The sequence below is a fragment of the Amycolatopsis heterodermiae genome (assembly GCF_034929455.1).
GTDB lineage: Bacteria > Actinomycetota > Actinomycetes > Mycobacteriales > Pseudonocardiaceae > Amycolatopsis > Amycolatopsis heterodermiae.
In genome coordinates this window covers 235,325-260,313 of the sequence record NZ_JAYFSI010000011.1, presented here as the reverse complement: position 1 = coordinate 260,313, position 24,989 = coordinate 235,325, and the positions used below count along the sequence as shown (strand labels likewise).

Sequence of the window (24,989 nt, the reverse complement as noted above, 5' to 3'; positions counted from 1 at the left end):
CTTCTCATCGCGCGCTGCGCACCACGGCCGCCGACCCCACCGCGGGGGGTCGGCGGCCGTGTCCGTTTCCGGGGGCTGGTGATCCACTTCACCCGCGACAAGTGGTTGAGAGCGAAATAGTTCAACGCTCAAGCATGTTGGACGGGGAGACCGACCCACGGAAGGAACCCCGCCCCATGACCACCTTTGCCGAGCAGACCGAGGCACTCCAGCTCCCCGCGGACGTCCAGAACCTGTTGTTCCGCGAGGCCCGCACCGCCAACAGTTTCAGCTCCGAGCCGGTGACCGAGGAGCAGGTCCGCGCGATCTACGACCTCGTCAAGTGGGCCCCGACGTCGATGAACACCCAGCCGCTGCGCGCGCTGGTGCTCCGCACCGCCGAGGCGAAGGCCCGCCTGCTCCCGCACATGTCCCCGGGCAACCGGGACAAGACCGAAGCCGCGCCGCTGACCGTCGTGCTGGCCGCCGACGTCGACTTCCACGAGAACCTGCCGCAGGTCTTCCCGCACGCCCCGGCCGCGAAGGACAACTTCTCGGACGAGGACGGCCGCGTCGAGTTCGCCAAGCTGAACTCGCTGCTGCAGGTCGGCTACTTCATCATCGGCGTCCGCGCCGCCGGGCTGGCCGCCGGCCCGATGACCGGGTTCGACGCCGCCGGTGTCGACAAGGAGTTCTTCGACGGCAAGCCGCTGCGCTCGCTGGTCGTCGTGAACGTCGGCAAGCCCGGCGAGAACCCCTGGTTCGACCGTTTGCCGCGGCTGGACTTCGACCAGGTCGTCGAGACCCTGTGAAAGCCCTCTGAACTGACTACCCCGATCGGGCGGCCCGTCTCCGTTCCGGGAGGCGGGCCGTCCGGCATTCCCGGACGCGCGTGAGGCGTGGAGCGGCCGCCGACTAGCATCGACGGCGTCATCTTTGTCACTGCAGTCCGAGGAGCCGATCGTGTCGCAGCCGTCCCCCGTTTCCCCCGTGGCCGCCTCCCGCGTGGTGGTACCGGCGGGCACTACGGCGGGCGCGGCGGTCCGCGAAGCCGGCCTGCCGACCAAGGGCGCGGACACGGTCGTCGTCGTGCGCGACGCCGAGGGCAAGCTGCGCGACCTCGCCTGGGCGCCGGAAACGGACACCGAGGTCGAGCCGGTCGCCGCGAACACCGACGACGGGCGCAGCGTCATCCGCCACTCGGCGGCGCACGTGCTCGCCCAGGCCGTGCAGCAGCAGTTCCCGGACGCCAAGCTCGGCATCGGCCCGCCGGTGAAGGACGGTTTCTACTACGACTTCGCCGTCGACACCCCGTTCACCCCGGAAGACCTTCAGGCGCTCGAAAAGCGCATGAAGCAGATCGTGAAGGGCGCCCAGCAGTTCTCGCGGCGCGTTTTCGACTCCGTGGACGAGGCGAAGAAGGAACTGGCCGACGAGCCGTTCAAGCTCGAGCTGGTCGACCTCAAGTCCGAAGTGGACACCTCCGAGGTGATGGAGGTCGGTGAGGGCGAGCTCACCATCTACGACAATCTCGACCCGCGCACCAAGGAACGTGTCTGGAGTGACCTCTGCCGTGGTCCGCACGTGCCGACCACCAAGTTCATCCCCGCGTTCAAGCTGACCCGCGTCGCCGCCGCGTACTGGCGGGGGAGCGAGAAGAACCCGCAGCTGCAGCGGATCTACGGCACGGCGTGGGAGTCGGCCGAGGCGCAGGACGCCTACCTGGAGCGCATCGCCGAGGCCGAGCGCCGCGACCACCGCAAGCTCGGCGCGGAGCTGGACCTGTTCTCCTTCCCCGAGGAGATCGGCTCCGGCCTGCCGGTGTTCCACCCCAAGGGCGGCATCATCCGCCGGGAGCTGGAGAACTACTCGCGCCGCCGCCACGAGGAGGCCGGCTACGAGTTCGTGAACACCCCGCACATCAGCAAGGGCGAGCTGTTCCACACCTCCGGCCACCTGCCCTACTACGCGGACACGATGTTCCCGCCGGTGCAGTTCGACGAGGAGAACTACTACCTCAAGGCCATGAACTGCCCGATGCACAACCTGATCTTCCGCTCGCGCGGGCGGTCCTACCGCGAGCTGCCGCTGCGGCTGTTCGAGTTCGGCACGGTGTACCGCTACGAGAAGTCGGGCGTGGTGCACGGCCTCACCCGCGTGCGCGGCCTGACGATGGACGACTCGCACATCTACTGCACCAAGGAGCAGATGCCGGGCGAGCTCCGGTCGCTGCTGAAGTTCGTGCTGGACCTGCTGGCCGACTACGGCCTCTCGGACTTCTACCTCGAGCTGTCCACCCGCGGTGACTCCGAGAAGTTCATCGGCGAGGACTGGGAGTGGGAGGAGGCCACCGAGACGCTGCGGCAGGCCGCCGTCGACTCCGGCCTCGAGCTGGTCCCGGACCCGGGCGGCGCGGCCTTCTACGGCCCCAAGATCTCGGTGCAGGCCAAGGACGCCATCGGCCGCACCTGGCAGATGTCGACCATCCAGCTGGACTTCAACCAGAACAAGCGGTTCGAGCTGGAGTACACGGCGCCGGACGGCACCCGCCAGACGCCGGTGATGATCCACCGCGCGCTGTTCGGCTCGATCGAGCGGTTCTTCGGCGTGCTGACCGAGCACTACGCGGGCGCGTTCCCGGCGTGGCTGGCGCCGGTGCAGGTGGTCGGCATCCCGATCACCGCCGACCAGGTGGGCTTCCTCCAGGACGTCGAGAAGGCGTTGCGCGCCAAGGGGATCCGCGCCGAGGTCGACGCGAGCGACGACCGGATGCAGAAGAAGATCCGCACGCACACCACGCAGAAGGTGCCCTTCATGCTGCTGGCCGGTGCGAAGGACGTCGAGGCGGGCGCGGTGTCGTTCCGCTTCCGCGACGGCGGGCAGATCAACGGGGTGCCGGTGGCCGACGCCGTCGCCGCGATCGCCGGCTGGATCGAGCGGCGCGAGAACGCGTCGCCGTCGGCCGAGGCGCTGGAGACGGTCGTTCGGTGAGCGGTGCCCCGGAAGACGGTCCCGAACTCGTCGAGCAGCAGGGAATCGGGGTCCAGGACGCGTTCCAGCGCCTCTGGACCCCGCACCGGATGGCCTACATCAAGGGCCAGGACAAGCCGGACGGCGACGAGGAGCCCGGCTGCCCGTTCTGCCGGATCCCGTCGCTCGACGACAAGACCGGCCTGATCGTCGCGCGCGGCGACGCCGTGTACGCGGTGCTGAACCTGTACCCGTACAACCCGGGTCACCTGATGGTGGTGCCCTACCGGCACGTCGCGGACTACACCGAGCTGACGGTGGAAGAGACGCGCGAGGTCGCGGAGTTCACCCAGCACGCGATGAAGGTGATCCGCGCGGTGTCGGGCGCGCACGGCTTCAACATCGGGCTCAACCAGGGGGTCATCGCCGGGGCCGGGATCGCCGCGCACCTGCACCAGCACCTGGTTCCGCGCTGGGGCGGCGACGCGAACTTCATGCCGGTCATCGGCCAGACGAAGGTGCTCCCGCAGTTGCTCGGCGAGACCCGCGACCTGCTGGCCGACGCCTGGTGAAGCCGTAACCGGCAACCCCTGATTGAGGGTTCAACCAGGGGTATGCTGGGGGTATGTCCGATACCCGATGGCTCAGCGACGACGAACAGCGCGTCTGGCGTGAGTTCAACCTGGCCACCCGCATGCTGAGCGCGCACCTCGAGGCTCAGCTGCAGCACGACTCGGGCATGCCCCACACGTACTACGAGGTGCTCGTCTCGCTGTCGGAGGCACCCGGCCGCCGCCTGCGGATGAGCGAGCTCGCCGACGCGCGCCAGGCGTCGCGCAGCCGGCTCTCGCACGCCGTCGCGCGGCTGGAGGCCAACGGCTGGGTCCGCCGCGAGGCCTGCCCGACCGACAAGCGCGGCGCGTGGGCCGTCCTGACGAAGGAAGGCTTCGCCGCCCTCGAAGCGGCGGCGCCCGGGCACGTCGGGGCCGTCCGGGAGAGCCTGTTCGACCCGCTGACGCCGGAGCAGGTGACCGCGCTGGGTGAGATCAGCGCCGCGATCCGCAACCGGCTTTCGCCGAAATGTGCCGCGGCGCAGGCCGCCGAAGAAGCACGCGAGTATCCGGGCGAGGTCGTCCGGCTGCCGAAATCGGGCTGACCCGGGGCGGCGCGTCGGGTTCACCGGGGCGGGTGGATAGGCTGCCATCGCCCACCCGACCCTCGTAGCCAGGTGCCTCAGACGAACCGATGCTCAATATCTTCGCGCGTGCCTCCGTTTCCCGCGTCACCGACCCGATCGGCCAGGCGCTGGTCCGCGCCGGGCTGACCCCGAACGCGATGACCGTGCTCGGCACCGCCGGCGCGATCGTCTGTGCCCTGGTCTTCTTCCCCAACGGCTTCCTGCTGTGGGGCACCTTCACGGTGTGGGGCTTCGCCATGCTCGACCTGCTCGACGGCGCCATGGCCCGGGCCCGCGGCTACGGCACCCCGTTCGGCGCGGTGCTCGACGCGACCTGCGACAGGCTGGTGGACGGCGCGCTGTTCGCCGCCATCGCCTGGTGGTGCTTCGTGGTCGACGACAACCACCCCGCCGCCGCGGCGGCCCTGATCTGCCTGGTGCTCGCCCAGGTCATCTCCTACGTCAAGGCCCGCGCCGACGCCTCAGGCCTGCCGGTCGACGGCGGTCTCGTCGAACGCGCCGAGCGGCTCATCATCGCGCTGGTCGGCACCGGGCTGCACGGCCTCGGCGTGCCGTGGACCGTGGACATCTCCCTCTGGCTGCTGGCGGTGCTGTCGGTCATCACGCTGCTGCAGCGCTTCGCCGGCGTGGCGAAGGCGGCTCGTGAGGCCGCCGCCGGGGAGCAGCCGGTATGAGCAAGGTGTCCGGCAGGATCGGCGAGTTCGGGTACGCCGCCGCGTGGCGGCTGGCCGGCTGGCTGCCCGCCGGGTTCGGCGGCACCGTGTTCTCGCTGGGGGCCGACGTCGCCGTCCGGCGTGACGGCGGGGGCGTGCGCCAGCTGCGCGCGAACCTCGCCCGCGTCGTGCCGCAGGCCGACCCGGTCGAGCTGGACGAGCTGACCCGCCGCGCGATGCGCTCGTACGCGCGCTACTGGCACGAGACGTTCCGGCTGCCGTCGATGGACCAGGGTGAGGTCAGCAAGAAGGTCGCCGCCTCGATCACCGGCGTCGAGAACCTCGACGCGGCGCTGGCCGAGGGCAACGGCGCCGTGATGGCCCTGCCGCACAGCGGCAACTGGGACATCGCCGGCGTCTGGCTGGCCGACTACCTCGGCGGCTTCACGACCGTCGCCGAGCGCCTGAAGCCCGAGTCGCTCTACCGCCGGTTCGCCTCCTACCGCGAGTCGCTCGGGTTCGAGATCGTCCCGCTGACCGGCGACAGCTCCGCGATGCGCGTGCTGCTCAAGCGGCTGCGCGAGAACAAGGCCGTCTGCCTGGTCGGCGACCGCGACCTGACCGACAACGGCATCCCCGTGAAGTTCTTCGGCGAGCCGGCCCGGATGCCCGGCGGCCCGGCGCGGCTGGCCGCGACGACCGGCGCCGCGCTGATCCCGGCGGGCTGCTGGTTCACCGAGGACGGCTGGCAGGTCCGGCTGCACCCGCGCATCCGCGTCACCGCGCGGGCCGAGGTCCCGGCCGCGACGCAGGCACTGGCCGACATCTTCGCCGGCGACATCGCCGCGCACCCCGCCGACTGGCACATGGTGCAGAAGTTCTGGCCCGCCGACATGGAGGCCGCCGAGCCGGGCAGCCTCGAAGAAGCGAGCTGAGCCGTGACCGCGCGGCCGATGCGGATCGGGATCGTGTGCCCGTACTCCTTCGACGTGCCCGGCGGTGTCCAGGGGCACGTGATCGACCTGACGAAGGCGCTGATCTCGCGTGGGCACCAGGTGTCCGTGCTCGCGCCCGCCGACGACGACGCGGACCTGCCGGAGTTCGTGCACCCGGCCGGCAAGGCGCTGGGGATCCGGTACAACGGCTCGGTCGCCCGCCTCCAGTTCGGCCCGGTCTCCTACGCCCGCGTGCGCCGCTGGATCCGCGAAGGCGACTTCGACGTCCTGCACCTGCACGAGCCCGCCGCGCCGAGCCTGTCCCTGCTGGCGCTGCTCATCGCCGACGGCCCGATCGTCGCCACCTTCCACACCGCGACGACCCGGTCGCGCACGCTCTCGGCGTTCCAGCCCGTGCTGCGGCCATTGCTGGAGAAGATCACCGCGCGGATCGCCGTGTCCGCGCTGGCGCGGCGGGTCCAGGTGGAGCACGCGGGCGGTGACGCCGTCGAGATCCCCAACGGCGTCGACGTCGACTTCTTCTCCTCCGCGACGCCGTTGCCGGGCTACCCGCGGGCCGGTGGCACGGTCGGGTTCGTCGGCCGGTTCGGCGAGCCCCGCAAGGGCATGGGCGTGCTGCTGGAGGCGCTGCGGCGGATCCTGCCGGAGTTCGAGGACCTGCGGCTGGTGGTCGTCGGCCGCGGCGACGAGGACCAGCTGCGCCGCGACGCCGGCCCCGAGCTGGCCCCGCACCTGGAGCTGCTCGGCCAGGCCGACGACCACGTCAAGGCCCAGGCCCTGCGCAGCGTCGACGTCTACTGCGCGCCCAACACCGGCGGCGAGAGCTTCGGGATGATCCTCACCGAGGCGATGGCCGCCGGCACGCCGGTGCTGGCGAGCGGCCTCGACTCGTTCCGCCGCGTGCTCGACGACGGCCGGGCCGGGATGCTCGTCGAGACCGGCGACCCGGGCGCGCTGGCCGACGGCCTGCGCGAGCTGCTGGGCGACCCCGCGCGCCGGGCGTCGCTGGCCGCGGCGGCGGGGGAGCGCGTCACGATGTTCGACTGGTCGGTCGTGGCCACGCAGGTGCTGCGCGTCTACGAGACGGCCGTGGCCGCCGACCCGCGGCGCGTCGCGGCGCCGGAGCGGGAGTTCGCCCGGTGAGCGTGCTCGGCTGGCTGCTGCCGGTGCTCGCGGTGGTCGTCGTGCTCGGCGGCCTGTTCCTGGTGGCGACGGCGAACCGGCTCGACCGGCTGCACGTCCGGATGGACGCGGGCTGGGCGGCCCTCGACGCGGCGCTGGCCCGCCGCGCGGTGGTGGCGCGGGCGGTCGCCGTGGTGCTGGGCGACACCGCACTGCGGACGTCGGCCGAACGCGCCGAGGCGGCGCCGCGGGCCGATCGCGAGACCGAAGAGAACGAGCTGACCCGGGAGCTGAGCCGCGTCGACCGGGCGGGCCTGCTGCCCGAGCTGGCCGAGGAGCTGACCGACGCCGAGCACCGGGTGATCATCGCGAGGCGCGTCCACAACGACGCCGTCCGCGACACGCTGCGCCTGCGGCGGCGCCGGAAGGTCCGCTACTTCCGGCTGGCCGGGACCGCGCCGCTGCCGGAGTACTTCGAATTCGCCGAGCCGGAGGTCTGACGCGGTGAGCTGGTGGGTCGTCGTCGAGGAGCAGCGCGGGTCGGGTGACGGCCGGAGCTGGTCCCTTTCGGACACTTTTCCGTTCGAAGACCAGGCGACGGCGGAGGCCGAGGCCCTGCGGCTCGCCCGCGAGTACCAGCCGGTCTACCCCTGGTCGGAGAAGTCGCGGCGGGTCCTGCGGGTCGCGGGCGGCTACCTGGTGATCGTCGACGGCCGGACCTCGACGTTCCACTTCCGGCTCACCCTGGGCGAAGAGATCTGAAACCTTCGCGCGCCCAGGCGCGTCGGAAGGGGCATGAGTTCGATCTGGTGGGTGGTCATCGAGGAGCAGGGCGGCGCCGGGGACGCGCGGGGCTGGTCGGTCGCGGAGGCGGAGCGGTATCCCGACCGCGAGAGCGCGGAGGACGAGGCGTACCTGCTCGCGAAGCAGCACCGGCCGCCGCGTCCGTGGTCGCCGCAGGGCCGGACGGTGCTGCGCGTGGCCGGCGGGTACCTGGTGCTGATCAAGGGCAAGACGGACACGTACCAGTTCCGCGTCTCGCTGGGTGAGGAAATTCGCTGATTCGGGAGGACAATGGCGGCATGAGTGGTGAACCCGAGGCCTGCGAAGTCGCCCACGGTGCCGCCGAGCCGGACTCCGGCGTGCGGACGCTCGTCGCCGTCTTCGCCTCGCCCGTGTCGCGGTACCTGCTGAAGTTCGCGCGGGACCTCGGGTTCCGCGTCGCGCTGTTCGAACCGGACGCCGCGCGCGCGACCGACGTGCCCGGCGAGTTCGAGGCGGCGACGACGCTGCCGCCGCTCGACGGCTCCGCCGACGTCGTCGTCACCGACCACCACCGGCACGAGCTCGGCGAGGTGCTCAAGCTGGCGCTCGAGCAGAAGCCGCGCTGGATCGGGGTGCTCGGCAACCCGCGCCACCCCGGCCCGCACCTGGCCGCGCTGCGGGCCCTCGGGGTGCCGGACGCCGAGATCGACCGGGTGCACCGCCCGGTCGGGCTGAACATCGGCTCGCGGACCCCGCCGGAGATCGCGATCGCCACGCTGGCCGGCCTGCTGGCCGACCGCAACAACCGCCCCGGCGGCTTCGACTTCTGAAGGCCCAGACTTGTCGTGAGTGTTTAGGGCGGTTCTAACCGCCCTAAACACTCACGACCGGGCCGCGGCAGCCCCGGCTAGTGGACCGCCATTCCTTCCGGCATCGGCTCGAAGCGGGCGTGGCGGCGGCTGAACGTCGCCGTGCCCGAGGTCATCGAGCGCAGGTCGATGAGGTAGCGCAGCAGCTCGGTCGCCGGGACCTCGGCCTTGATCACCGTCCGGCCGCCGTCGCCGGCTTCCGTGCCCAGCACCCGGCCGCGCCGGGACGACAGGTCGCCGAGCACCGTGCCGAGGTGCTCGTCCGGCAGCCGGATCGCCACCTCCTCCAGCGGCTCGAGCATCGTGATGTGCCCGTTCGCCGCGGCTTCCCGCAGGGCCAGCGCGCCGGCCGTCTGGAACGCCGCGTCGGAGGAGTCGACGCTGTGCGCCTTCCCGTCGACCAGCGTCACCTTGATGTCGACCACCGGGTGCCCGTCGCCGAGCCCGCGCTGCAGCTGGGCCCGCACGCCCTTCTCGACGCTCGGGATGAACTGGTGCGGCACCGAGCCGCCGACGACCTTGTCCACGAACTGGAAGCCGCCGCCGCGCGGCAGGGGCTCGACCTCGATGTCGCAGACGGCGAACTGGCCGTGCCCGCCGGACTGCTTCACGTGCCGGCCGTGGCCCCGGGCGAGCTTGCCGAACGTCGAGCGCAGGCTGACCTTCACCGGTTCGGTGTCGACGTCCGCGCCGCCCGCGCGCAGCCGCGACAGCACGACGTCCGCGTGCGCCTCGCCCATGCACCAGAGCACCAGCTGATTGGTCTCGGCGTTGCGGTCCAGCCGCAGCGTCGGGTCGCCCGCCACGAGCCGGGACAGGTTGCGGGCCAGCGTGTCCTCGTCACTGCGGGTCTTGGCGACGACGGCCACCGGCAGCAGCGGCTCCGGCATCGTCCAGGGTTCCATCAGCAACGGCTCCTCGGGCGACGACACCGTGTCGCCGGTCTCCGCCGAACCGACCTTCGTCAGCGCGCAGAGGTCGCCCGCGACGCAGTAGGGCACTTCGCGCAGGTTCGCGCCGAGCGGGGAGTAGAGGTGCGCGACGCGCTCGTCGGCGTCGTGGTCCTCGTGCCCGCGTTCGGCGAGGCCGTGCCCGGACACGTGCACCGGACGTTCCGGCCGCAGCGTCCCGGAAAACACCCGGACGAGGGAAACCCGGCCGACGTAGGAGTCGACGGCCGTCCGGACGACCTCCGCGGCGAGGGGGCCCGCGGGGTCGGCGGTCAGCTCGGCGTGCGGATCGCCCTCGGGCGTGGTGACGTCGGGCGGGTGGTGCTCGAGCGGGGAGGGGAAGGCCCGGACGATCCCGTCGAGCACCTCGGCCAGGCCGAGGCCGGTGGTCGAGCAGACCGGGATGACCGGGTGGAACGTGCCGCGCGCGACGGCGGTCTCGAGATCGGCGATCAGCGTCTCCTCGGCGATCTCCTCGCCGCCGAGGTAGCGCTCCATCAGGGTCTCGTCCTCGCTCTCGGCGATGATCCCTTCGATCAGCTCGTTGCGGGCCTCGGCCAGCCGCTCGAGGTCGGCCGGGTCCGGTTCGCCGAGCTTCGGCGGATGCCCGGCGGAGTAGTCGAAGTACCGCTGGGTGATGAGCCCGACCAGGCCGTCGCCCGCGGGCAGGTACAGCGGGAGGACACCGGCGCCGAAGGCGGCCTGGCACGAGGCGATCTCGGCCATCGGGTCGGCCCGGTGGTGATCGAGCCGGGAGACGACGACCGCGCGGGGCATCCCGACGGCCGCGCATTCCTCCCACACCGCGACGGTCGCCGCGTCGACCCCTTCGGCCGCGCAGACGACGAACAGCGCCGCGTCGGCCGCCCGCAGCCCGGCCCGCAGCTCCCCGACGAAGTCCGCGTACCCCGGGGTGTCGATCAGGTTGATCTTGTGGCCCTGGTGCAGCACCGGGGCCACCGAAAGGCCGACCGAGCGCTGCTGGCGGACCGCCGCCGGGTCGTGGTCGCACACCGTCGTCCCCTCGACCACCGAACCCGCGCGCGACACCGTGCCGGACGCGGCGAGCAGGGCCTCGGTGAGGGTCGTCTTCCCCGAGCCGGACGGGCCGACGAGCACCACGTTGCGGACCTTGGCGGGGTCGTCCACAGCGACGGCGGCCCCGGTGTCGGCGTTCTTGGCTTGTCGGTCGGCCATCACGACTCCTCGGCGAACGGCTGATGTACGGGATGTGTCCTCGATCACACACCCGTTACCCTGGTCACGGCAAGGCACTGGTCCCGGGACCAGCCGAATGCCCGGGGGAGCGGGGCGAGGGGGACTTCGGTGACGGTGAACAGGCGTACCTTCCTGCGGATTTCGGGGGCCGTACCGGTGGCGGGACTGGCCGGCGGACCGCCGGGAGACGAGTGGGAGCGGCTCCGCCGGAAGCTGGCCGGACCGCTGTTCCGGCCGGGTGATCCGGGTTATCCGGAGGCGAAGCAGGGCTATTTCACGATGTACGACCACCGAATGCCCGCGGCCGTGGTCGGCGCCACGCGGGTCGAGGACGTCCAGGCGGCCGTGGCCTTCGCGGCCCGGCACGACCTGCCGATCGCGGCGCGCAGCGGCGGCCACAGCTATCCCGGTTACTCCACAGTGGACGCCGGGATCGTGGTCGACCTCAGCCGGTTCTCGGGGGTCGCCGTCCGGCCGGACGGGCGCGCGGTGATCGGCGCCGGGGCGCTGCTGGGCCCGATCGCCACCACGCTCGCCGCGGCCGGGCGGGTGCTGCCCGCCGGCAGCTGCGACACGGTCGGCATCGCCGGCCTCGCGCTCGGCGGCGGCGTCGGGGTGCTGGACCGCAAGTACGGGCTGACCTGCGACCACCTGGAGGCCGCGCGGATCGTCACGGCGGACGCCCGGGTGCGCACGGTTTCGGCCGCCGCGGAGCCGGACCTGTTCTGGGCGCTGCGCGGCGGGGGCGGCGGCAACTTCGGGATCGTCACCGGGTTCACGTTCGCGACGGTGCCGATCGCCGACGTCGCCACCTTCGACCTGCACTTCCCGGTCGGCACGCAGGCCGCGTTGTTCGCCGCGTGGCAGGAGTGGCAGCCGGCGATGCCGGACGAGCTGTGGTCCGGCATGGGACTCGGGGACGACCACGCCAACCTCGGCGGCACGTTCCTCGGTCCCGAGTCCCGGATGAACGAGCTGCTCGACGACCTGATCCGCCGGGTCGGCACGCCGCCGGCCGAGCAGCGCCGCCGGGTCACGGACCACCTGTCCGCGATGGGGTCCTTCGACGACCGCGACTCCCGGCCCGGCGCGGTCGTGAACCGCGCGGCCTACGTCGGGACGTCGCGGATGCTCACGCGACCGGCGGAGGACCCGGCCGCGGTCGTCGACGTGCTGATCCGGGACCCGGGCGTGGACACCATCATCGACTCGGGCGGCGGCGCCATCGCGCGCGTGGGCGTCCGGGAAACGCCGTTCCCGCACCGGAAGGCCCTGGCCAGCTTCCAGTTCCTGCACGGCGCCGAGCCCGCGGACGGCGGCGAGGCCGAGGCCCGGCGTTCGCTCGCCCTCGTGCGGGACGGGCTCGGGCCGGAGTTCGGCACCACGGGGTACGTCAACTACCTCGACCCGGAGATGCCGGACTGGCCCGTGGCGTACTACGGGGTGAACCTCCCGCGGCTGCGGGCGGTCGCCCGGAGGTACGACCCGCGAGGAATTTTCGCTTTCCCGCAAGGACTTTCGGCGCCCCACTCGACTGTCCACAAGGGATCGTCCTAGACTGCGGCGATCCGGCAGGAAGGCAGCGCGTGCTCGACCTGGCATTCTCCACAGAGGACCTGGCGCACACCCGGTTCGCGTTCTCACCCGCGTGGGAGATCGTGGCGAGCGTCCGCGTCCTGAACCAGCCGGGGGAGCACGCGCTGCACCTGCCGTGGGTCAAGCGCGCCACGGCGGCGCTCGGCGAGGCCGGGCTGGACATCGCGCTCCTGCGCGAGCTGGTGCCGCTCCGGCACCTCCCGGGTTTCCTGGCCGGCACGCCGTCGACCCCGCTGCCGGAGCTGGCCGACGAGCTCGCCGACCTCCGCGACGTGCCGGCCCGCGTCGTCCGGCGCGAGGTGGACGCGATGGCCGTGCCGCGCTCGCCCGCGTTGAACCGCTTCCACCGCGACCCGGAGGCGGGCCTCGAGCGGCTCGCGACGCTGATGGAGGCGTACTGGGACCTCGTGCTGGCGCCCGACTGGCCCCGGATCCGCGCGCTGCTCGAGGCCGACGTGCTGCACCGGTCGCGGCTGCTGGCCCGCGGCGGCGCCGCCGAGCTGTTCAACGACCTCACCCCGATGGTCCGCTGGCGGGGCGGCACGCTCTCGGTAGCGCACCGGCACCTGCACGCCGCCGTCCCGCTCGACGGGCGCGGCCTGGTGCTGGTGCCCTCGGCGTTCGTCTGGCCGCGGGTGTTCTCCAAGACCGACCCGCGCTGGCAGCCGGTGCTGCGGTACCCGCCGCGCGGGATCGCGACGCTGTGGGAGACCGGCACGGCGGCGGCGCCGGGCGCGCTGGCCGCCGTCGTGGGCCGCGGCCGGGCCATGCTGCTGGCCGAGCTGGCCGCGCCGGCGTCCACTTCGGAACTGGCCCGCCGGACCCGGCTCAGCGCCGGGGCCGTGTCGCAGCACCTGGGTGTGCTCAAGGCCGCGGGCCTGGTCAGCGGGCATCGTGCCGGACGTCACGTGCTCTACGCACGCACCCGGGCCGCGGAAGTCCTGGTCGGTGGCGTGCCGGAAGTGGACTGCTGAGATAGCCGCGTACTGGCCTGCCTGAAGGGTCCACCGCCGACCTACGCTCGGAATCGTCACCCCCCGTACTCCTTGTGGAAAGGTCCCGTCGTGTCCGAGCAGCAGACCACCTCCCGTGGCACCGTCCAGTCCGTCACCGGCACCGCCAAGGTGAAGCGCGGCATGGCCGAGATGCTCAAGGGCGGCGTGATCATGGACGTGGTCACCGCCGACCAGGCGAAGATCGCCGAAGACGCCGGCGCGGTCGCGGTGATGGCGCTGGAGCGCGTGCCCGCCGACATCCGCGCCCAGGGCGGCGTCGCGCGGATGAGCGACCCGGACCTGATCGACGGCATCATCGAGGCCGTCTCGATCCCGGTGATGGCGAAGGCCCGCATCGGCCACTTCGTCGAGGCGCAGGTGCTGCAGTCCCTCGGCGTCGACTACGTGGACGAGTCCGAGGTCCTCACCCCGGCCGACTACGCCAACCACATCGACAAGTGGGCGTTCACCGTGCCCTTCGTCTGCGGCGCGACCAACCTCGGCGAGGCCCTGCGCCGGATCACCGAGGGCGCGGCGATGATCCGCTCGAAGGGTGAGGCCGGCACCGGCGACGTCTCCAACGCGACGACCCACATGCGCCAGATCCGCGGCGAGATCCGCAAGCTGACGTCGCTGCCGGAGGACGAGCTGTTCGTCGCGGCGAAGGAGCTGCAGGCGCCGTACGAGCTGGTGAAGGAGGTCGCGCAGGCCGGCAAGCTCCCGGTGGTGCTGTTCACCGCGGGCGGCATCGCCACCCCCGCCGACGCGGCGATGATGATGCAGCTCGGTGCCGAGGGCGTGTTCGTCGGCTCCGGCATCTTCAAGTCCGGCAACCCGGCCCAGCGCGCCGAGGCGATCGTCAAGGCCACGACGTTCCACGACGACCCGGACGTGCTGGCGAAGGTTTCGCGCGGCTTGGGTGAGGCCATGGTCGGCATCAACGTCGAAGAGCTGCCGGAGCCCCACCGCCTCGCCGACCGCGGCTGGTGACCTCCTAGATGTACTCGGAGATCTCGACGCCGTACGTCCCCGGCTCGAGGGCTTCGAAGATGTGCGGGACGTCGCCCGGGTAGGCGATGTAGTCGCCGGGGAGCAGTTCCTCCGGTGCCTCCGTCACGCCCACCCTGGCGCGGCCGGCGCACAGCACGATGTGCTCCGTCACGCCGGTCATGTGCGGGTCGGACCGGCGCGGGGTGCCCGGCTCGCCGCGGATCACGTAGATGTCCCGCCGGGCCGAGGGGGGACACGCCGACAGCAGCGTGCACGCGTAGTCGGCGTGTTCGGCGAACACCGTGGGGCCCTTGCCCGCGCGGATCACCCGGACCTTCGGCCGGTCCGGCTCGACCAGCCGGGAGAACGGCACGTCGAGCGCGACGCCGAGGGCCCAGAGCGTCTCGACGCTGGGGTTGCCGGTGCCGGACTCCAGCTGCGAGAGCGTCGATTTCGCCAGGCCCGCGCGGCGGGCCACCTCGGTCAGGGACAGGCCCGCGCGGTTCCGTTCGCGGCGCAGCGACGCCGCGATGATCTCCAGTGGCGCGCCGGTGGTTTCCTGCGACATGCCGTTCGCTCCATCGGTCTGTACGTTCGCCTTGACGAACACGGGTGCCGGTGTTCACCATAGAACACATGCGTTCGATATGGCGAACACTCGACCGGGCTCTCGCCCGGGACATCGGCCTGGTCTGCTTGGCCGATTGTCTCGTGGGGGTGTCCTACGGCGCGATCGCGGTGGGCTCCGGCTTCCCGATCTGGGCGCCGATGCTGATGTCCCTGCTGGTCTTCGCGGGGGCGTCCCAGTTCATGTTCATCGGGATCGTGGCCTCCGGCGGCAACCCGTTCGCCGCGGTGCTGGCCGGGCTGCTGGTCAACGCGCGGCACCTGCCGTTCGGGTTCGCCATCGGCGACGTCCTGGGCAAGCGGTGGGGCGCGCGGCTGGCGGGCAGCCACCTGATGAGCGACGAGACGGTCGCGTTCGCCCTGGCCCAGGAGGAGCTGCACCGGCGTCGCGCGACCTACTGGGCCTGCGGGATCGGCCTGTTCACCTGCTGGAACATCGGCGTGGTGGTCGGGGCGACCGCAGGCAGCGCGATCAGCGACACCGACGCGTTCGGCCTGGACGCGGCGTTCCCCGCCGTCCTGCTGGCCCTGGTGCTGCCGACCCTGCGCGACCGCGCGGCGCGCCTGCCGGTGCTGCTCGGCGTGGTCATCGCCCTGGTGGCCGTGCCGTTCGTGCCCGCCGGGGTACCGGTGCTGCTCGCCCTGGTGGGCGTGCTGGCCGGCGTCGCGGCGCGCGAGCCCGAGCCCGAGAAGCAGGAGGTCGGCTGATGGACGGCACGGAACTGGTCATCGGCACGGTCGTGCTGGCCGTGGGCACTTTCGCCTTCCGCCTCGCCGGTCCGGTGCTGCGCGATCGGGTGAAGCTGTCGCCGAAGGCGGAACGGCTGATGGTGCTTGGCGCGGTCGTGCTGCTGGCCGCGCTCGTCGCGGTCAGCGCGTTCACCGAAGGCCACTCGTTCGCCGGCTTCGCCCGGCCGGCCGGGGTCCTGGTCGGGGGAGTGCTGGCCTGGCGCAGGGCCCCGTTCGTGCTGGTGGTCGTCGCGGCGGCGGCGACGGCCGCTCTGCTGCGCCTCGCCGGGGTCCCCTGACCCGGCGCCCCAATGTGGCGTTGTGTGCGTCAGACGCACCCAATGTGGCGTTCGGTGCGTCGAGTGCACCCAACGCCATATTGGGGCGTTCCGGGGCCGGGGCGCGGCTGACCTGCTGGTGAGCGGGGGCGGGTCAGCGTCTAGGCTGGTGGGAAGGGTCTTTCGGGAGGTTGGGTGTCGTCCAAGCCGGTCGTCGGTGTGCTCGCCATGCAGGGCGCCGTGCGCGAGCACGTCGCGATGCTGGAAGAGGCGGGCGCGCGGGCGATCCCGGTGCGCCGGGCCACTGAGCTGTCCGAAGTGGACGGTCTGGTGCTGCCCGGTGGCGAGTCGACCACGATGTCCCGGTTGCTCGAGACGTTCGAGCTGCTGGAACCCCTGCGCGAGCGGATCGCCGGCGGCCTGCCCGCGTTCGGCTCGTGCGCCGGGATGATCCTGCTGGCGCGCCAGACCCTCGACGGGCGGCCGGACCAGCAGCAGCTCGGCGGGCTCGACGTGGTCGTCCGGCGCAACGCCTTCGGCAGGCAGGTCGACTCGTTCGAGGCCGACCTCGACTTCGCCGGGGTCGAGGGCGGCGGCGTGCACGCGGTGTTCATCCGGGCCCCGTGGGTCGAGAAGGCCGGTGACGGCGTCGAGGTGCTGGCCACGGTCAGCGGCGTGCCCGGCCTGGGCGACGAGACCGCTAGGATCGTCGCGGTCCGGCAAGGGGCGGTGCTGGCGACCGCGTTCCACCCGGAACTGACGCCCGACGTGCGGGTGCACCGGCTGTTCGTCGACCTGGTGCGCAAGGCAGCCTGAGACGCGGTGCCCGGCCGGGGTACGGAACAGATGGAGGAGAGATGAGCGGCCACTCCAAGTGGGCCACCACGAAGCACAAGAAGGCCAACCTCGACGCGAAGCGCGGCAAGCTCTTCGCTCGGTTGATCAAGAACATCGAGGTGGCCGCGCGGACCGGCACCGGTGGTGGCGACCCGGACGGCAACCCCACGCTCTACGACGCCATCCAGAAGGCGAAGAAGAACTCGGTTCCGCAGGACAACATCGAGCGGGCCCGCAAGCGCGGCGGCGGTGAAGAGGCCGGCGGTGCCGACTGGCAGAACATCACGTACGAGGGTTACGGCCCCAACGGCGTGGCGGTGCTGATCGAGTGCCTCACCGACAACAAGAACCGGGCCGCGATGGAGGTCCGCACCGCGCTCACCCGCAACGGCGGCTCCCTCGCCGACCCGGGCTCGGTCGCCTACATGTTCAACCGCAAGGGCGTCGTGATCATGCCGAAGGCGGACGCCACGGAGGACGACGTCCTCATGGCGGTCCTCGACGCGGGCGCCGAGGAGGTCAACGACCTCGACGAGAGCTTCGAGATCGTTTCGGAGGGCGGCGACCTGGTCCCGGTGCGCAAGGCGCTGCAGGAGGCCGGGTTCGAGTACGAGTCGGCGGAGATGACGTTCCTCCCGACGGTCAGCGTCCCCCTGGACGTGGACGGCGCGAAGAAGGTCTTCAAGCTGATCGACGCGCTCGAGGACTGCGACGACGTGCAGAACGTCTACGCGAACTTCGACGTCTCGGACGAGGTGCTCGCCGAAGTCGGCTGACGGCGAACGAGCGTGTCTGGAAGGCCGCCACGAGGGTACGGAACCGAGTGGCGGCCTTCGGGCTGCTTGGCCCCGGGAACGTCTACGCACGGCGTTGCATTCCACGTCTCGGACGAGGTGCTCGCCGAAGTCGGCTGACGACGAACGCAAAAGAAATGCGCCACGGGCCTCACCCGTGGCGCATTTCTTTTTTCCTTGCACAGCACCGCATCCCGGCCCGATCCGGCAACTTTCCGGGCCCGGGTACTGGGCGGCGGCGGGCTCGTCAGGCAGAATGTGCGCCGTGACCTCGACGACGCCCGCCGCATCCGCCGAACTCACCGCCGACCTGACGGCGGACGAGCAGCGCCTGCTCGAATGGATCGAGACGCAGGCGAAGGAACGCGGGAACGCCGTCGTCACGGTCGCCGGCGACGACGAGGGCGCCGGCTACTGCTTCACCGCCTGCGCGTGGGCACTGCACAACGTGCCCGAGGCCGTCGTCGTGGGGCTGCCCGAGCAGATGGGCCAGGTCCTGCTCGACGCGTACGTCGACCGCGCCGCCAACGGGGAGATCTTCGAGGTCGGTCACCGCTACGACGACTTCTTCGACGGCGTCCCGGTGGTCCTCGAGCGGGTCGCCAAGGGGCACTACCCCGAGTACTTCGGCACCGCGTTCCTCATCTACCCGGACGGCGACTTCCCGGCCCTGCAGCTGATCGTCGCCACGCCGGAGGGCAAGTTCCCGTGGCACCCGGACGCGCCCGAGGGCTTCGACCGGTGGCAGCTGGTGCTCACCGAGAGCGGCGACCCCGAGAGCTGGACTCCGGGCGTCGACGGCCCCTGATTCAGAACTTCCGCAGGTCGGCGGCCGCTGACGGGTATTCCGCAGCGAGGTCGGCCGCCGTCGCGAACTCCACGCTGTCGTCCGTGTAGGGCGGCACGACGACCGTGCCCAGCAGGCTCCACGCGCCCAGCGTGACGGTCGCCTGCCAGGTCCCGGCGGGCACCACGACCTGGGGTCGCTGCCCGGCCGCGACGTCCGTGCCGAGCACCGGCCGCTCGACCGAGCCGTCCGGGTGCAGCAGCAGCATCGCGGCCGCCGCGCCCACGTGGTGCGCGTACACCTCCACCCGGTCCAGCCGGTGCGGCGCGGAGAACTCCGGCGCGACGAGCAGGTAGTAGATCGCGGACCCGGTGTCCGAGCGCCAGCTCTGCGCCCACCGCCCGCCCTCCACCGGCAGCGGCTGAAGTCCCAGGTGGGTGATGAAGTCCGATGGCTCCGGCATGTCAGCCATCCTGCCGCAGCCGCGCCCAGTAGCCTCAGGCTCGAACTGATGTTCGCGGCGGGAGGACGGAAGCGTGCGGGTGCTCGGGGTCGACCCCGGTCTGACCAGGTGCGGCCTGGGCGTGGTCGACGGCGGCAAGGGCCGGGCCGTCCGGTGCGTGGCCGTGGACGTCGTGCGGACGCCGCCCGACGCGGACCTCGCGCACCGCCTGCTCGGCATCTCCGACGAGGTCGAGCGCTGGATGGACCGGTACAAGCCGGCCGCGGTCGCCGTCGAGCGGGTGTTCGCGCAGCACAACGTCCGGACGGCGATGGGCACCGCGCAGGCGGGCGGCGTCGTCGCGCTGGCCGCCGCGCGCCGGGGCCTGCCGGTCGTGTTCCACACCCCGAGTGAGGTGAAGGCGGCGGTCAGCGGTTCGGGCCGGGCGGACAAGGCCCAGGTCACGGCCATGGTCATGCGCCTGCTCAACCTCGAGGTCGCGCCGCACCCGGCCGACGCCGCGGACGCGCTCGCGCTCGCCATCTGCCACCTGTGGCGGGAGCCGATGCGGGCCCGGCTCGCCGAAGCCGAGGCGCGCGCGGCCGAGATGGCCCGGACGCACAAGGCGCGGCTGGCCGCGGCCGCGAAACAGGCCACGGTCCGCAAGCCCGTCGCCAAGAAACCGCCGCCCAAGCAACCCCTAGTGAAGAAGCCCGCGGTGCCGAGTCCCGCGGTCGAGAACCCTGGAGCAGCACGATGATCTCGTCGGTACGCGGAGAAGTCCTTGCGGTCGCCCTGGACCACGTCGTGGTCGAGGTCGGCGGGGTGGGCCTCGCCGTGCAGGCCACCCCGGCGACCCTGGCCACCCTGCGCCGCGGCGAGGAGACCCGGCTGCACACCGCGCTCATCGTCCGTGAGGACTCGCTGACCCTGTTCGGGTTCGCCGACGCCGACGCGCGGGAGCTGTTCGGCCTGCTGCAGACGGTGTCCGGGATCGGGCCGCGGCTCGCGCTGGCCACCCTCGCCGTCCTCGACCCCGACAAGCTGCGCGGCGCGCTGGTCGAAGGCAACATCACCGTGCTCACCTCGGTGCCCGGCATCGGCCGCAAGGGCGCCGAGCGGCTCACCCTGGAACTGCGCGACAAGGTCACCGCGCTCGGCTCCGGCGACGCGCCGGCCGTCAGCGCGCCCGGCGCGTTGCGCGCGGAGGTCGTCGAGGCCCTGGCCGGGCTCGGGTTCCCGGCGAAGCAGGCCGAGCAGGCCGTGGACAAGGTCCTCGCCGACGGCGACGGGCACACGACGTCCAGCGTGCTGCGCGCGTCGCTGGCCACCCTCGGCCGGAAGCGGTAGGGCGTCTTGATGGACCATGAGGCCGTGACCGAGGAAGAGGACGACGCCCTTTCGGCGTGGGCCCAGACCGGCGACGGGGACATCGAGGGCACGCTCCGGCCCCGGAAGCTCGACGAGTTCATCGGCCAGCCGCGCGTGCGCGAGCAGCTGGAGCTGGTGCTGGAGAGCGCGCGCCGCCGGGGGGTGCCCCCCGACCACGTGCTGTTCTCCGGGCCACCCGGGCTGGGCAAGACGTCGATGGCGATGATCGTCGCGGCCGAGCTGGGCGCGGCCATCCGGATCACCTCGGGCCCGGCGCTGGAGCGGGCCGGCGACCTGGCCGCGATGCTGTCCAACCTCGCGCCCGGCGACGTCCTGTTCATCGACGAGATCCACCGGATCGCCCGCCCGGCCGAGGAGATGCTCTACCTGGCGATGGAGGACTTCCGGGTCGACGTCGTGGTCGGCAAGGGCCCCGGCGCCACGAGCATCCCGCTGGAGATCGCGCCGTTCACGCTGGTCGGGGCCACCACCCGGTCCGGCTCGCTGACCGGGCCGCTGCGCGACCGGTTCGGCTTCACCGGCCAGATGGAGTTCTACACCGACACCGAGCTGGACCTGGTCGTCCGCCGCGCGGCGACGATCCTCGACATCGCGATCGACCGCGAAGCCAGCGCGGAGGTCGCCGGCCGCTCGCGGGGCACGCCCCGGATCGCGAACCGGCTGCTGCGGCGCGTCCGCGACTACGCCGAGGTGCGGGCCGACGGCAAGGTGACCGTCGAGATCGCCCGGGCCGCGCTGGCCGTCTACGACGTCGACGAGCTGGGCCTCGACCGGCTCGACCGGGCCGTGCTCACCGCGCTGACCAAGTCCTTCGGCGGCGGGCCGGTCGGCATCTCGACGCTGGCGGTGGCCGTGGGGGAGGAGCCGACCACCGTGGAAGAGGTGTGTGAGCCCTACCTCGTGCGCGCCGGTATGCTCGCCCGCACCCCGCGTGGCCGGGTCGCGACCGCGACCGCGTGGGAACACCTCGGCCTGGTGCCGCCCGCCGACCACCCGGGGCGCCCGGACCAGGGCGGACCGGCGTCGTTCGAGCAGGACTGAACGGGCCGGACCGGCGGGTGGGTGCTGGCCTCCGCGCCGGTACCTGGCACACTTGACAGGAGCACACACCCAAAGAAACGGACATTTCGGCTGGGCCCGTTGTCCGTCGAACGGAGAATCATGCAAAGTCTATTGCTGCCCCTGCTGCTGGTGCTCGTCCTCGCGGTGCCGCTGATCATGAGCTCGCGCAAGCAGAAGAAGCAGCAGGCGGCGCAGCAGGACCTGCAGAACAGCCTGGCGCCCGGTGACCGCGTGATGACCACTTCCGGTCTTTACGGCACCGTCGCCGACACCTCGGGTGACAACACGATCGACATCGAGATCGCCCCGGGCGTCGTCACCACCTGGCTGCGGCTGGCCGTCCGCGAGAAGGTCGAGCCCGTTGTCGAGACCGACGAAGACTCCGTCGACGACGAGGTCGTCACCCCGGTGACGTCTTCGGACGCCCCGGCCGAGGAGTCGATCATCCAGTCGGGCAACGGCATCAAGGACGACGAGCCGCAGACGACCGCGCAGGTCGCGCCGCCGCTGGAGCACGGCAAGAAGTAAGGCCCTCGCGGCATCCCCTGGGCAGGGCGCGAAACCTCCGACGAAAGTCGGTGTGGCCGCAACGCCGGGCTCACGCAGCACCGAGTAGTGTCTCGGTGCTGCGTGCGTGTCCGCCGTCATACCCGTGCCCGGGAGTGAATCGCACACAGTCCCGGCCCGGAAACCTCCGGGCGGGCACCGCTACGCCTGCGTAACCAGTCCGAGGAGACCGATCCACCGTGGCATCATCGGCCGGGCATCTCCGCCCGGGACGCTATCTCGCCTTCTTCGCCCTGATCGTGATCGTGCTGTACGGGCTGGTGTTCCTCACCGGCAACCACAAGCCGACCCCGAAGCTGGGCATCGACCTGCAAGGCGGCACCCGGGTCACCCTCACGGCCCGTACCCCGGACGGTGGCCAGCCCACCCGGGAGTCCCTGAACCAGGCGCGCCAGATCATCGAACGGCGGGTCAACGGGATCGGCGTCAGCGGCACCGAGGTGCTCCTCGACGGCAACAACGTCGTCATCACGGTCCCCGGCGAGCAGGGTGACCAGGCGAAGAACCTGGGCAAGACGGCGAAGCTGGGCTTCCGCAAGGTCGTCGCGAACGCGACGCAGCCGGTGGTGCCCCCGCAGACGACCCCGCCGCCCGCTTCGGGCACCCCGAGCACGCCGCCCGCCTCGGGCGCGCCGTCCTCGGGCGCCCCGTCGGCCACGCCGACCGCCGGGAAGTCGAGCACCCCGCCGTCCACGCCGGCCTCCGGTGGCGGCGGTGCCCCGGCCGCCGCGCCCGCGCAGGCGCCGAGCACCACCCCGGCCCCGCCGAGCAGCAGCACCCCGCCGCCCGCGTCGAGCCAGGCGCCGGCCCCGGTGGACGGCTCGGTCGACGCCGACACGGCCAAGCAGATCCAGGCCGCGAAGGCCGCCCGGCAGAACCCGCAGCTGATCGGCGCCGACGGCACCCCGAACCAGGAGCTCGTCGCCCAGGCGATGGCGTCGCTCACCTGCGCGCCGAACGCCAAGGACCCCCTCGAGGGCAACGACGACCCCAAGCTGCCGCTGGTCGCCTGCGGTGACCACGACACGTACAAGTACCTGCTGGAGCCGGAGTTCCTGCCGGGCACCGAGATCGCCGACTCGAGCTCGGGCTACGACCAGCAGCGCGGCCAGTGGGTGGTGAACCTCAGCTTCAAGAGCGAGGGCACCAAGATCTGGGCGGACTTCACCTCGAAGAACACCAACCAGCAGGCGGCGTTCGTGCTCGACACGCAGGTCGTGTCCGCGCCGAACATCCAGGTCGCGATCCTGGACGGCAACACCCAGATCACCGGCAAGTTCACGCAGTCCGAGGCGAAGGACCTCTCGGACATCCTGAAGTACGGCTCGCTGCCGCTGTCGTTCGCCTCCTCGGACGCGACCACGGTGTCGGCCACGCTGGGCCTGGCCTCGCTGCAGGCCGGCCTGCTCGCCGGCGGCATCGGCCTGCTGGTGGTCTTCATCTACTGCCTGTTCTACTACCGGCTGCTCGGCGTGCTCACCATCCTGTCGCTGGCGTTGTCCTTCTCGCTGGTGTACGCGGTGCTGGTGCTGCTCGGGCGCTGGATCGGCTACACGCTGGACCTGGCGGGCATCGCCGGCCTGATCATCGCCATCGGCATCACGGCGGACTCGTTCGTCATCTACTTCGAACGAATAAAGGACGAGATCCGGGAGGGCCGAACGTTCCGGTCCGCGGTGCCCCGCGGGTGGACCCGCGCCCAGCGCACCATCCTGGCCTCGGACGCGGTGAGCTTCCTGGCCGCGGCGATCCTGTACATCATCGCGGTCGGCGATGTGCAGGGCTTCGCGTTCACGCTCGGCATGTCCACCGTGCTCGACCTGGTGATCGTCTACCTGGTCACGCACCCGCTGGTCGCGATCGCGTCCACGTCGAAGTCGAAGTTCCTGTCCAACCCGAAGTACCTGGGCCTGGGCGCCGTGCAGCAAGTGGGTTCGCAGCGCAAGTCGACCTCGGTCGGCCGCGCGAACGTGAAGGAGGCCTGACGTGGGCGTCGAGGAACTGGGCAGGGACGCCGACGGCGACACCAAGGTCGCGGCGAAACCCGGCAAGCGGGACAGCATCTTCCGCCGGCTCTACGTCGGCACGGGCGCGTTCGACGTCGTCGGCAAGCGCAAGCGCTGGTACATCTTCTTCTCCGTGCTGGTGCTGGTGTGCCTCGCGTCGATGATCTTCCGCGGCTTCAACTTCGGCATCGAGTTCGAGGGCGGCACGCAGATCCAGATGCCGGCCGCCGGCATCCACGGCGTGATCACCGAGGACCAGGCCAAGGAGTCGTTCCAGAAGGCGCTCGGCCACCAGCCCGCGGAGACGCAGAAGGTCGGCACGGGCGCCGCGTCGACGATCCAGATCCGCTCCGAGGTGCTCGACGCGGCGGACGTCGCCAAGGTCAAGCAGACGCTGTTCCAGGACGTGGGCCCGATCGGCAGCAACAAGCAGCCGAGCGTGCAGGCGATCAGTGACAGCGCGGTGAGCGCGTCCTGGGGTGGCGAGATCTCCCAGAAGGCGCTGATCGCCCTCCTGGTGTTCCTCGTCGCGGTGGTCATCTTCCTGGCCGTCTACTTCGACCTCCGGATGGCGTCGGCGGCGCTCGTTTCGCTGCTGCACGACATCTTCGTCACCGCGGGCGTGTACTCGCTGGTCGGTTTCGAGGTCACGCCGGCGACGGTGATCGGCCTCCTGACGATCCTCGGGTTCTCGCTCTACGACACGGTGGTGGTGTTCGACAAGGTCCGCGAGAACACGCGCGGCCTGCTCGGGCTGACCCGCCGCACGTTCGGCGAAGCCGCGAACCTGGCGCTGAACCAGACCCTGATGCGGTCGTTCAACACGGCGTTCATCGCGCTGCTGCCGATCCTCGGCCTGCTGATCGTCGGGTACCTGCTGCTCGGCTCGGGCACGCTGCAGGACCTGGCGCTGGTGCAGCTCACGGGCACGATCGTCGGCGTCCTGTCGTCGGTCGCGCTGGCGACGCCGCTGCTGGTCGACTTCAAGATGCGCGACCCGAAGTACCGGCAGCAGGCCGAGCGGGTCCAGCAGCGCCGGGCCAGCCAGGAGCGCAAGGCCGCGGGCGACGACTTCGACGCCTCGGACGACGACGCCCTGGCGAAGGAACTGCGCAAGGAGAAGGCGTACGCCGCCGCGGCGAGCGTGCCCGCCCGGATCCAGAAGCAGCGTCCATCGGGCAAGCCGGCCGGGAAGCGGAAGCGCTGA

28 protein-coding genes are annotated in these 24,989 nt (G+C 71.7%); 25 read left to right on the top strand and 3 right to left on the bottom strand.

Annotated elements, in window-relative coordinates; genetic code table 11:
- Positions 1-176: 176 nt before the first annotated feature.
- The 11 genes from VA596_RS37050 to VA596_RS37000 all read left to right on the top strand — a co-directional run bounded on the left by VA596_RS37050 (position 177) and on the right by VA596_RS37000 (position 8,473).
- Positions 177-791, top strand: a complete 615-nt coding sequence (locus VA596_RS37050) for a malonic semialdehyde reductase (protein WP_323333520.1) — start codon at positions 177-179, stop codon at positions 789-791.
- A 151-nt stretch (positions 792-942) separates the two neighbouring features.
- A complete protein-coding gene (gene thrS / locus VA596_RS37045; protein WP_323333519.1) occupies positions 943-2,970 on the top strand; it encodes a threonine--tRNA ligase in 2,028 nt (675 codons plus the stop codon).
- Positions 2,967-3,521: an HIT family protein gene (locus tag VA596_RS37040; RefSeq protein WP_323333517.1), complete on the top strand. Its 555-nt coding sequence runs from the start codon at positions 2,967-2,969 to the stop codon at positions 3,519-3,521. Before thrS ends, VA596_RS37040 begins: the two co-directional genes overlap by 4 nt.
- A gap of 53 nt (positions 3,522-3,574) precedes the next feature.
- The gene (locus VA596_RS37035; protein ID WP_323333515.1) at positions 3,575-4,105 is read left to right on the top strand and encodes a MarR family winged helix-turn-helix transcriptional regulator; all 531 of its coding nucleotides are present in this window, start codon (positions 3,575-3,577) and stop codon (positions 4,103-4,105) included.
- An 89-nt stretch (positions 4,106-4,194) separates the two neighbouring features.
- Positions 4,195-4,821, top strand: a complete 627-nt coding sequence (gene pgsA, locus VA596_RS37030) for a phosphatidylinositol phosphate synthase (RefSeq protein ID WP_323333514.1) — start codon at positions 4,195-4,197, stop codon at positions 4,819-4,821.
- Complete coding sequence (locus VA596_RS37025; protein ID WP_323333511.1) at positions 4,818-5,735, top strand: phosphatidylinositol mannoside acyltransferase; 918 nt, start codon at positions 4,818-4,820, stop codon at positions 5,733-5,735. The genes pgsA and VA596_RS37025 overlap by 4 nt, the downstream gene beginning before the upstream one ends.
- An 18-nt stretch (positions 5,736-5,753) precedes the next feature.
- Positions 5,754-6,899 carry a glycosyltransferase family 4 protein gene (locus tag VA596_RS37020; RefSeq protein ID WP_323333709.1) on the top strand — a complete coding sequence of 382 codons (1,146 nt, stop codon included), beginning with the start codon at positions 5,754-5,756 and terminating at the stop codon, positions 6,897-6,899.
- On the top strand, positions 6,896-7,378 hold the full coding sequence (locus VA596_RS37015; protein WP_323333509.1) for an NUDIX hydrolase: 483 nt from the start codon (positions 6,896-6,898) through the stop codon (positions 7,376-7,378). The genes VA596_RS37020 and VA596_RS37015 overlap by 4 nt, the downstream gene beginning before the upstream one ends.
- 4 nt (positions 7,379-7,382) lie before the next feature.
- Entirely contained in the window at positions 7,383-7,640 is a 258-nt protein-coding gene (locus VA596_RS37010) for a hypothetical protein (RefSeq protein WP_323333507.1), read from the top strand.
- Positions 7,641-7,673: 33 nt separating this feature from the next.
- Positions 7,674-7,940: a hypothetical protein gene (locus VA596_RS37005; protein WP_323333505.1), complete on the top strand. Its 267-nt coding sequence runs from the start codon at positions 7,674-7,676 to the stop codon at positions 7,938-7,940.
- 20 nt (positions 7,941-7,960) lie between these two features.
- Entirely contained in the window at positions 7,961-8,473 is a 513-nt protein-coding gene (locus tag VA596_RS37000; RefSeq protein ID WP_323333504.1) for an XdhC family protein, read from the top strand.
- 77 nt (positions 8,474-8,550) lie between these two features.
- Here the strand turns inward: VA596_RS37000 and VA596_RS36995 are convergent, their stop codons facing one another.
- Positions 8,551-10,659: an elongation factor G-like protein EF-G2 gene (locus tag VA596_RS36995; protein ID WP_323333503.1), complete on the bottom strand. Its 2,109-nt coding sequence runs from the start codon at positions 10,657-10,659 to the stop codon at positions 8,551-8,553.
- Between the two features lie 135 nt (positions 10,660-10,794).
- Here VA596_RS36995 and VA596_RS36990 point away from each other — a divergent pair, with 135 nt between their 5' ends.
- From VA596_RS36990 to pdxS, 3 genes are all read left to right on the top strand, one after another.
- Positions 10,795-12,237, top strand: a complete 1,443-nt coding sequence (locus VA596_RS36990) for an FAD-binding oxidoreductase (protein ID WP_323333707.1) — start codon at positions 10,795-10,797, stop codon at positions 12,235-12,237.
- A gap of 29 nt (positions 12,238-12,266) precedes the next feature.
- Positions 12,267-13,250, top strand: coding sequence for an ArsR/SmtB family transcription factor (locus tag VA596_RS36985; RefSeq protein WP_323333501.1), 984 nt, complete (start codon positions 12,267-12,269; stop codon positions 13,248-13,250).
- A gap of 90 nt (positions 13,251-13,340) precedes the next feature.
- A complete protein-coding gene (pdxS, locus tag VA596_RS36980) occupies positions 13,341-14,261 on the top strand; it encodes a pyridoxal 5'-phosphate synthase lyase subunit PdxS (RefSeq protein ID WP_323333499.1) in 921 nt (306 codons plus the stop codon).
- Between the two features lie 4 nt (positions 14,262-14,265).
- Here pdxS and VA596_RS36975 read toward each other — a convergent pair whose 3' ends face one another.
- Positions 14,266-14,829 carry a helix-turn-helix domain-containing protein gene (locus VA596_RS36975; RefSeq protein ID WP_323333497.1) on the bottom strand — a complete coding sequence of 188 codons (564 nt, stop codon included), beginning with the start codon at positions 14,827-14,829 and terminating at the stop codon, positions 14,266-14,268.
- Positions 14,830-14,897: 68 nt separating this feature from the next.
- On the opposite strand from VA596_RS36975, the gene VA596_RS36970 reads away from it, so the two are divergent.
- The 5 genes from VA596_RS36970 (at position 14,898) to VA596_RS36950 (ending at position 18,334) form a co-directional block, all read left to right on the top strand.
- Complete coding sequence (locus VA596_RS36970) at positions 14,898-15,596, top strand: AzlC family ABC transporter permease (protein ID WP_323333495.1); 699 nt, start codon at positions 14,898-14,900, stop codon at positions 15,594-15,596.
- Positions 15,596-15,916, top strand: a complete 321-nt coding sequence (locus tag VA596_RS36965; RefSeq protein WP_323333493.1) for an AzlD domain-containing protein — start codon at positions 15,596-15,598, stop codon at positions 15,914-15,916. The genes VA596_RS36970 and VA596_RS36965 overlap by 1 nt, the downstream gene beginning before the upstream one ends.
- A gap of 174 nt (positions 15,917-16,090) precedes the next feature.
- Complete coding sequence (gene pdxT / locus VA596_RS36960) at positions 16,091-16,711, top strand: pyridoxal 5'-phosphate synthase glutaminase subunit PdxT (RefSeq protein WP_323333491.1); 621 nt, start codon at positions 16,091-16,093, stop codon at positions 16,709-16,711.
- Positions 16,712-16,752: 41 nt separating this feature from the next.
- The gene (locus tag VA596_RS36955; RefSeq protein WP_323333490.1) at positions 16,753-17,508 is read left to right on the top strand and encodes a YebC/PmpR family DNA-binding transcriptional regulator; all 756 of its coding nucleotides are present in this window, start codon (positions 16,753-16,755) and stop codon (positions 17,506-17,508) included.
- A 274-nt stretch (positions 17,509-17,782) separates the two neighbouring features.
- Positions 17,783-18,334, top strand: coding sequence for a DUF4262 domain-containing protein (locus VA596_RS36950; protein WP_323333488.1), 552 nt, complete (start codon positions 17,783-17,785; stop codon positions 18,332-18,334).
- A 1-nt stretch (position 18,335) separates the two neighbouring features.
- Here the strand turns inward: VA596_RS36950 and VA596_RS36945 are convergent, their stop codons facing one another.
- Positions 18,336-18,776 carry a cupin domain-containing protein gene (locus tag VA596_RS36945; RefSeq protein ID WP_323333486.1) on the bottom strand — a complete coding sequence of 147 codons (441 nt, stop codon included), beginning with the start codon at positions 18,774-18,776 and terminating at the stop codon, positions 18,336-18,338.
- A 73-nt stretch (positions 18,777-18,849) separates the two neighbouring features.
- On the opposite strand from VA596_RS36945, the gene ruvC reads away from it, so the two are divergent.
- From ruvC to secF, 6 genes are all read left to right on the top strand, one after another.
- Positions 18,850-19,515: a crossover junction endodeoxyribonuclease RuvC gene (gene ruvC / locus VA596_RS36940; protein WP_323333484.1), complete on the top strand. Its 666-nt coding sequence runs from the start codon at positions 18,850-18,852 to the stop codon at positions 19,513-19,515.
- Positions 19,512-20,105, top strand: coding sequence for a Holliday junction branch migration protein RuvA (ruvA, locus tag VA596_RS36935; protein WP_323333482.1), 594 nt, complete (start codon positions 19,512-19,514; stop codon positions 20,103-20,105). The genes ruvC and ruvA overlap by 4 nt, the downstream gene beginning before the upstream one ends.
- A 9-nt stretch (positions 20,106-20,114) precedes the next feature.
- On the top strand, positions 20,115-21,188 hold the full coding sequence (gene ruvB / locus VA596_RS36930; RefSeq protein WP_323333480.1) for a Holliday junction branch migration DNA helicase RuvB: 1,074 nt from the start codon (positions 20,115-20,117) through the stop codon (positions 21,186-21,188).
- Positions 21,189-21,308: 120 nt separating this feature from the next.
- On the top strand, positions 21,309-21,737 hold the full coding sequence (gene yajC, locus VA596_RS36925; protein ID WP_323333479.1) for a preprotein translocase subunit YajC: 429 nt from the start codon (positions 21,309-21,311) through the stop codon (positions 21,735-21,737).
- 218 nt (positions 21,738-21,955) lie between these two features.
- The gene (gene secD / locus VA596_RS36920; RefSeq protein ID WP_323333478.1) at positions 21,956-23,761 is read left to right on the top strand and encodes a protein translocase subunit SecD; all 1,806 of its coding nucleotides are present in this window, start codon (positions 21,956-21,958) and stop codon (positions 23,759-23,761) included.
- 1 nt (position 23,762) lies between these two features.
- Positions 23,763-24,989 carry a protein translocase subunit SecF gene (gene secF, locus VA596_RS36915; RefSeq protein WP_323333476.1) on the top strand — a complete coding sequence of 409 codons (1,227 nt, stop codon included), beginning with the start codon at positions 23,763-23,765 and terminating at the stop codon, positions 24,987-24,989.

What these genes read in the sequence shown, in the direction of transcription:
- ruvB (WP_323333480.1), top strand. Translation starts at nt 20,115, where the DNA reads ATGGACCATGAGGCCGTGACCGAGGAAGAGGACGACGCCCTTTCGGCG.
- VA596_RS36945 (WP_323333486.1), bottom strand. Translation starts at nt 18,776, where the DNA reads ATGCCGGAGCCATCGGACTTCATCACCCACCTGGGACTTCAGCCGCTG.
- VA596_RS37005 (WP_323333505.1), top strand. Translation starts at nt 7,674, where the DNA reads ATGAGTTCGATCTGGTGGGTGGTCATCGAGGAGCAGGGCGGCGCCGGG.
- VA596_RS37000 (WP_323333504.1), top strand. Translation starts at nt 7,961, where the DNA reads ATGAGTGGTGAACCCGAGGCCTGCGAAGTCGCCCACGGTGCCGCCGAG.
- yajC (WP_323333479.1), top strand. Translation starts at nt 21,309, where the DNA reads ATGCAAAGTCTATTGCTGCCCCTGCTGCTGGTGCTCGTCCTCGCGGTG.
- VA596_RS37035 (WP_323333515.1), top strand. Translation starts at nt 3,575, where the DNA reads ATGTCCGATACCCGATGGCTCAGCGACGACGAACAGCGCGTCTGGCGT.
- VA596_RS36975 (WP_323333497.1), bottom strand. Translation starts at nt 14,829, where the DNA reads ATGTCGCAGGAAACCACCGGCGCGCCACTGGAGATCATCGCGGCGTCG.
- VA596_RS37050 (WP_323333520.1), top strand. Translation starts at nt 177, where the DNA reads ATGACCACCTTTGCCGAGCAGACCGAGGCACTCCAGCTCCCCGCGGAC.
- VA596_RS36955 (WP_323333490.1), top strand. Translation starts at nt 16,753, where the DNA reads ATGAGCGGCCACTCCAAGTGGGCCACCACGAAGCACAAGAAGGCCAAC.
- VA596_RS37025 (WP_323333511.1), top strand. Translation starts at nt 4,818, where the DNA reads ATGAGCAAGGTGTCCGGCAGGATCGGCGAGTTCGGGTACGCCGCCGCG.
- pgsA (WP_323333514.1), top strand. Translation starts at nt 4,195, where the DNA reads ATGCTCAATATCTTCGCGCGTGCCTCCGTTTCCCGCGTCACCGACCCG.
- VA596_RS37020 (WP_323333709.1), top strand. Translation starts at nt 5,754, where the DNA reads ATGCGGATCGGGATCGTGTGCCCGTACTCCTTCGACGTGCCCGGCGGT.
- VA596_RS36965 (WP_323333493.1), top strand. Translation starts at nt 15,596, where the DNA reads ATGGACGGCACGGAACTGGTCATCGGCACGGTCGTGCTGGCCGTGGGC.
- ruvA (WP_323333482.1), top strand. Translation starts at nt 19,512, where the DNA reads ATGATCTCGTCGGTACGCGGAGAAGTCCTTGCGGTCGCCCTGGACCAC.
- VA596_RS36950 (WP_323333488.1), top strand. Translation starts at nt 17,783, where the DNA reads ATGTGCGCCGTGACCTCGACGACGCCCGCCGCATCCGCCGAACTCACC.
- VA596_RS36970 (WP_323333495.1), top strand. Translation starts at nt 14,898, where the DNA reads ATGCGTTCGATATGGCGAACACTCGACCGGGCTCTCGCCCGGGACATC.
- VA596_RS36995 (WP_323333503.1), bottom strand. Translation starts at nt 10,659, where the DNA reads ATGGCCGACCGACAAGCCAAGAACGCCGACACCGGGGCCGCCGTCGCT.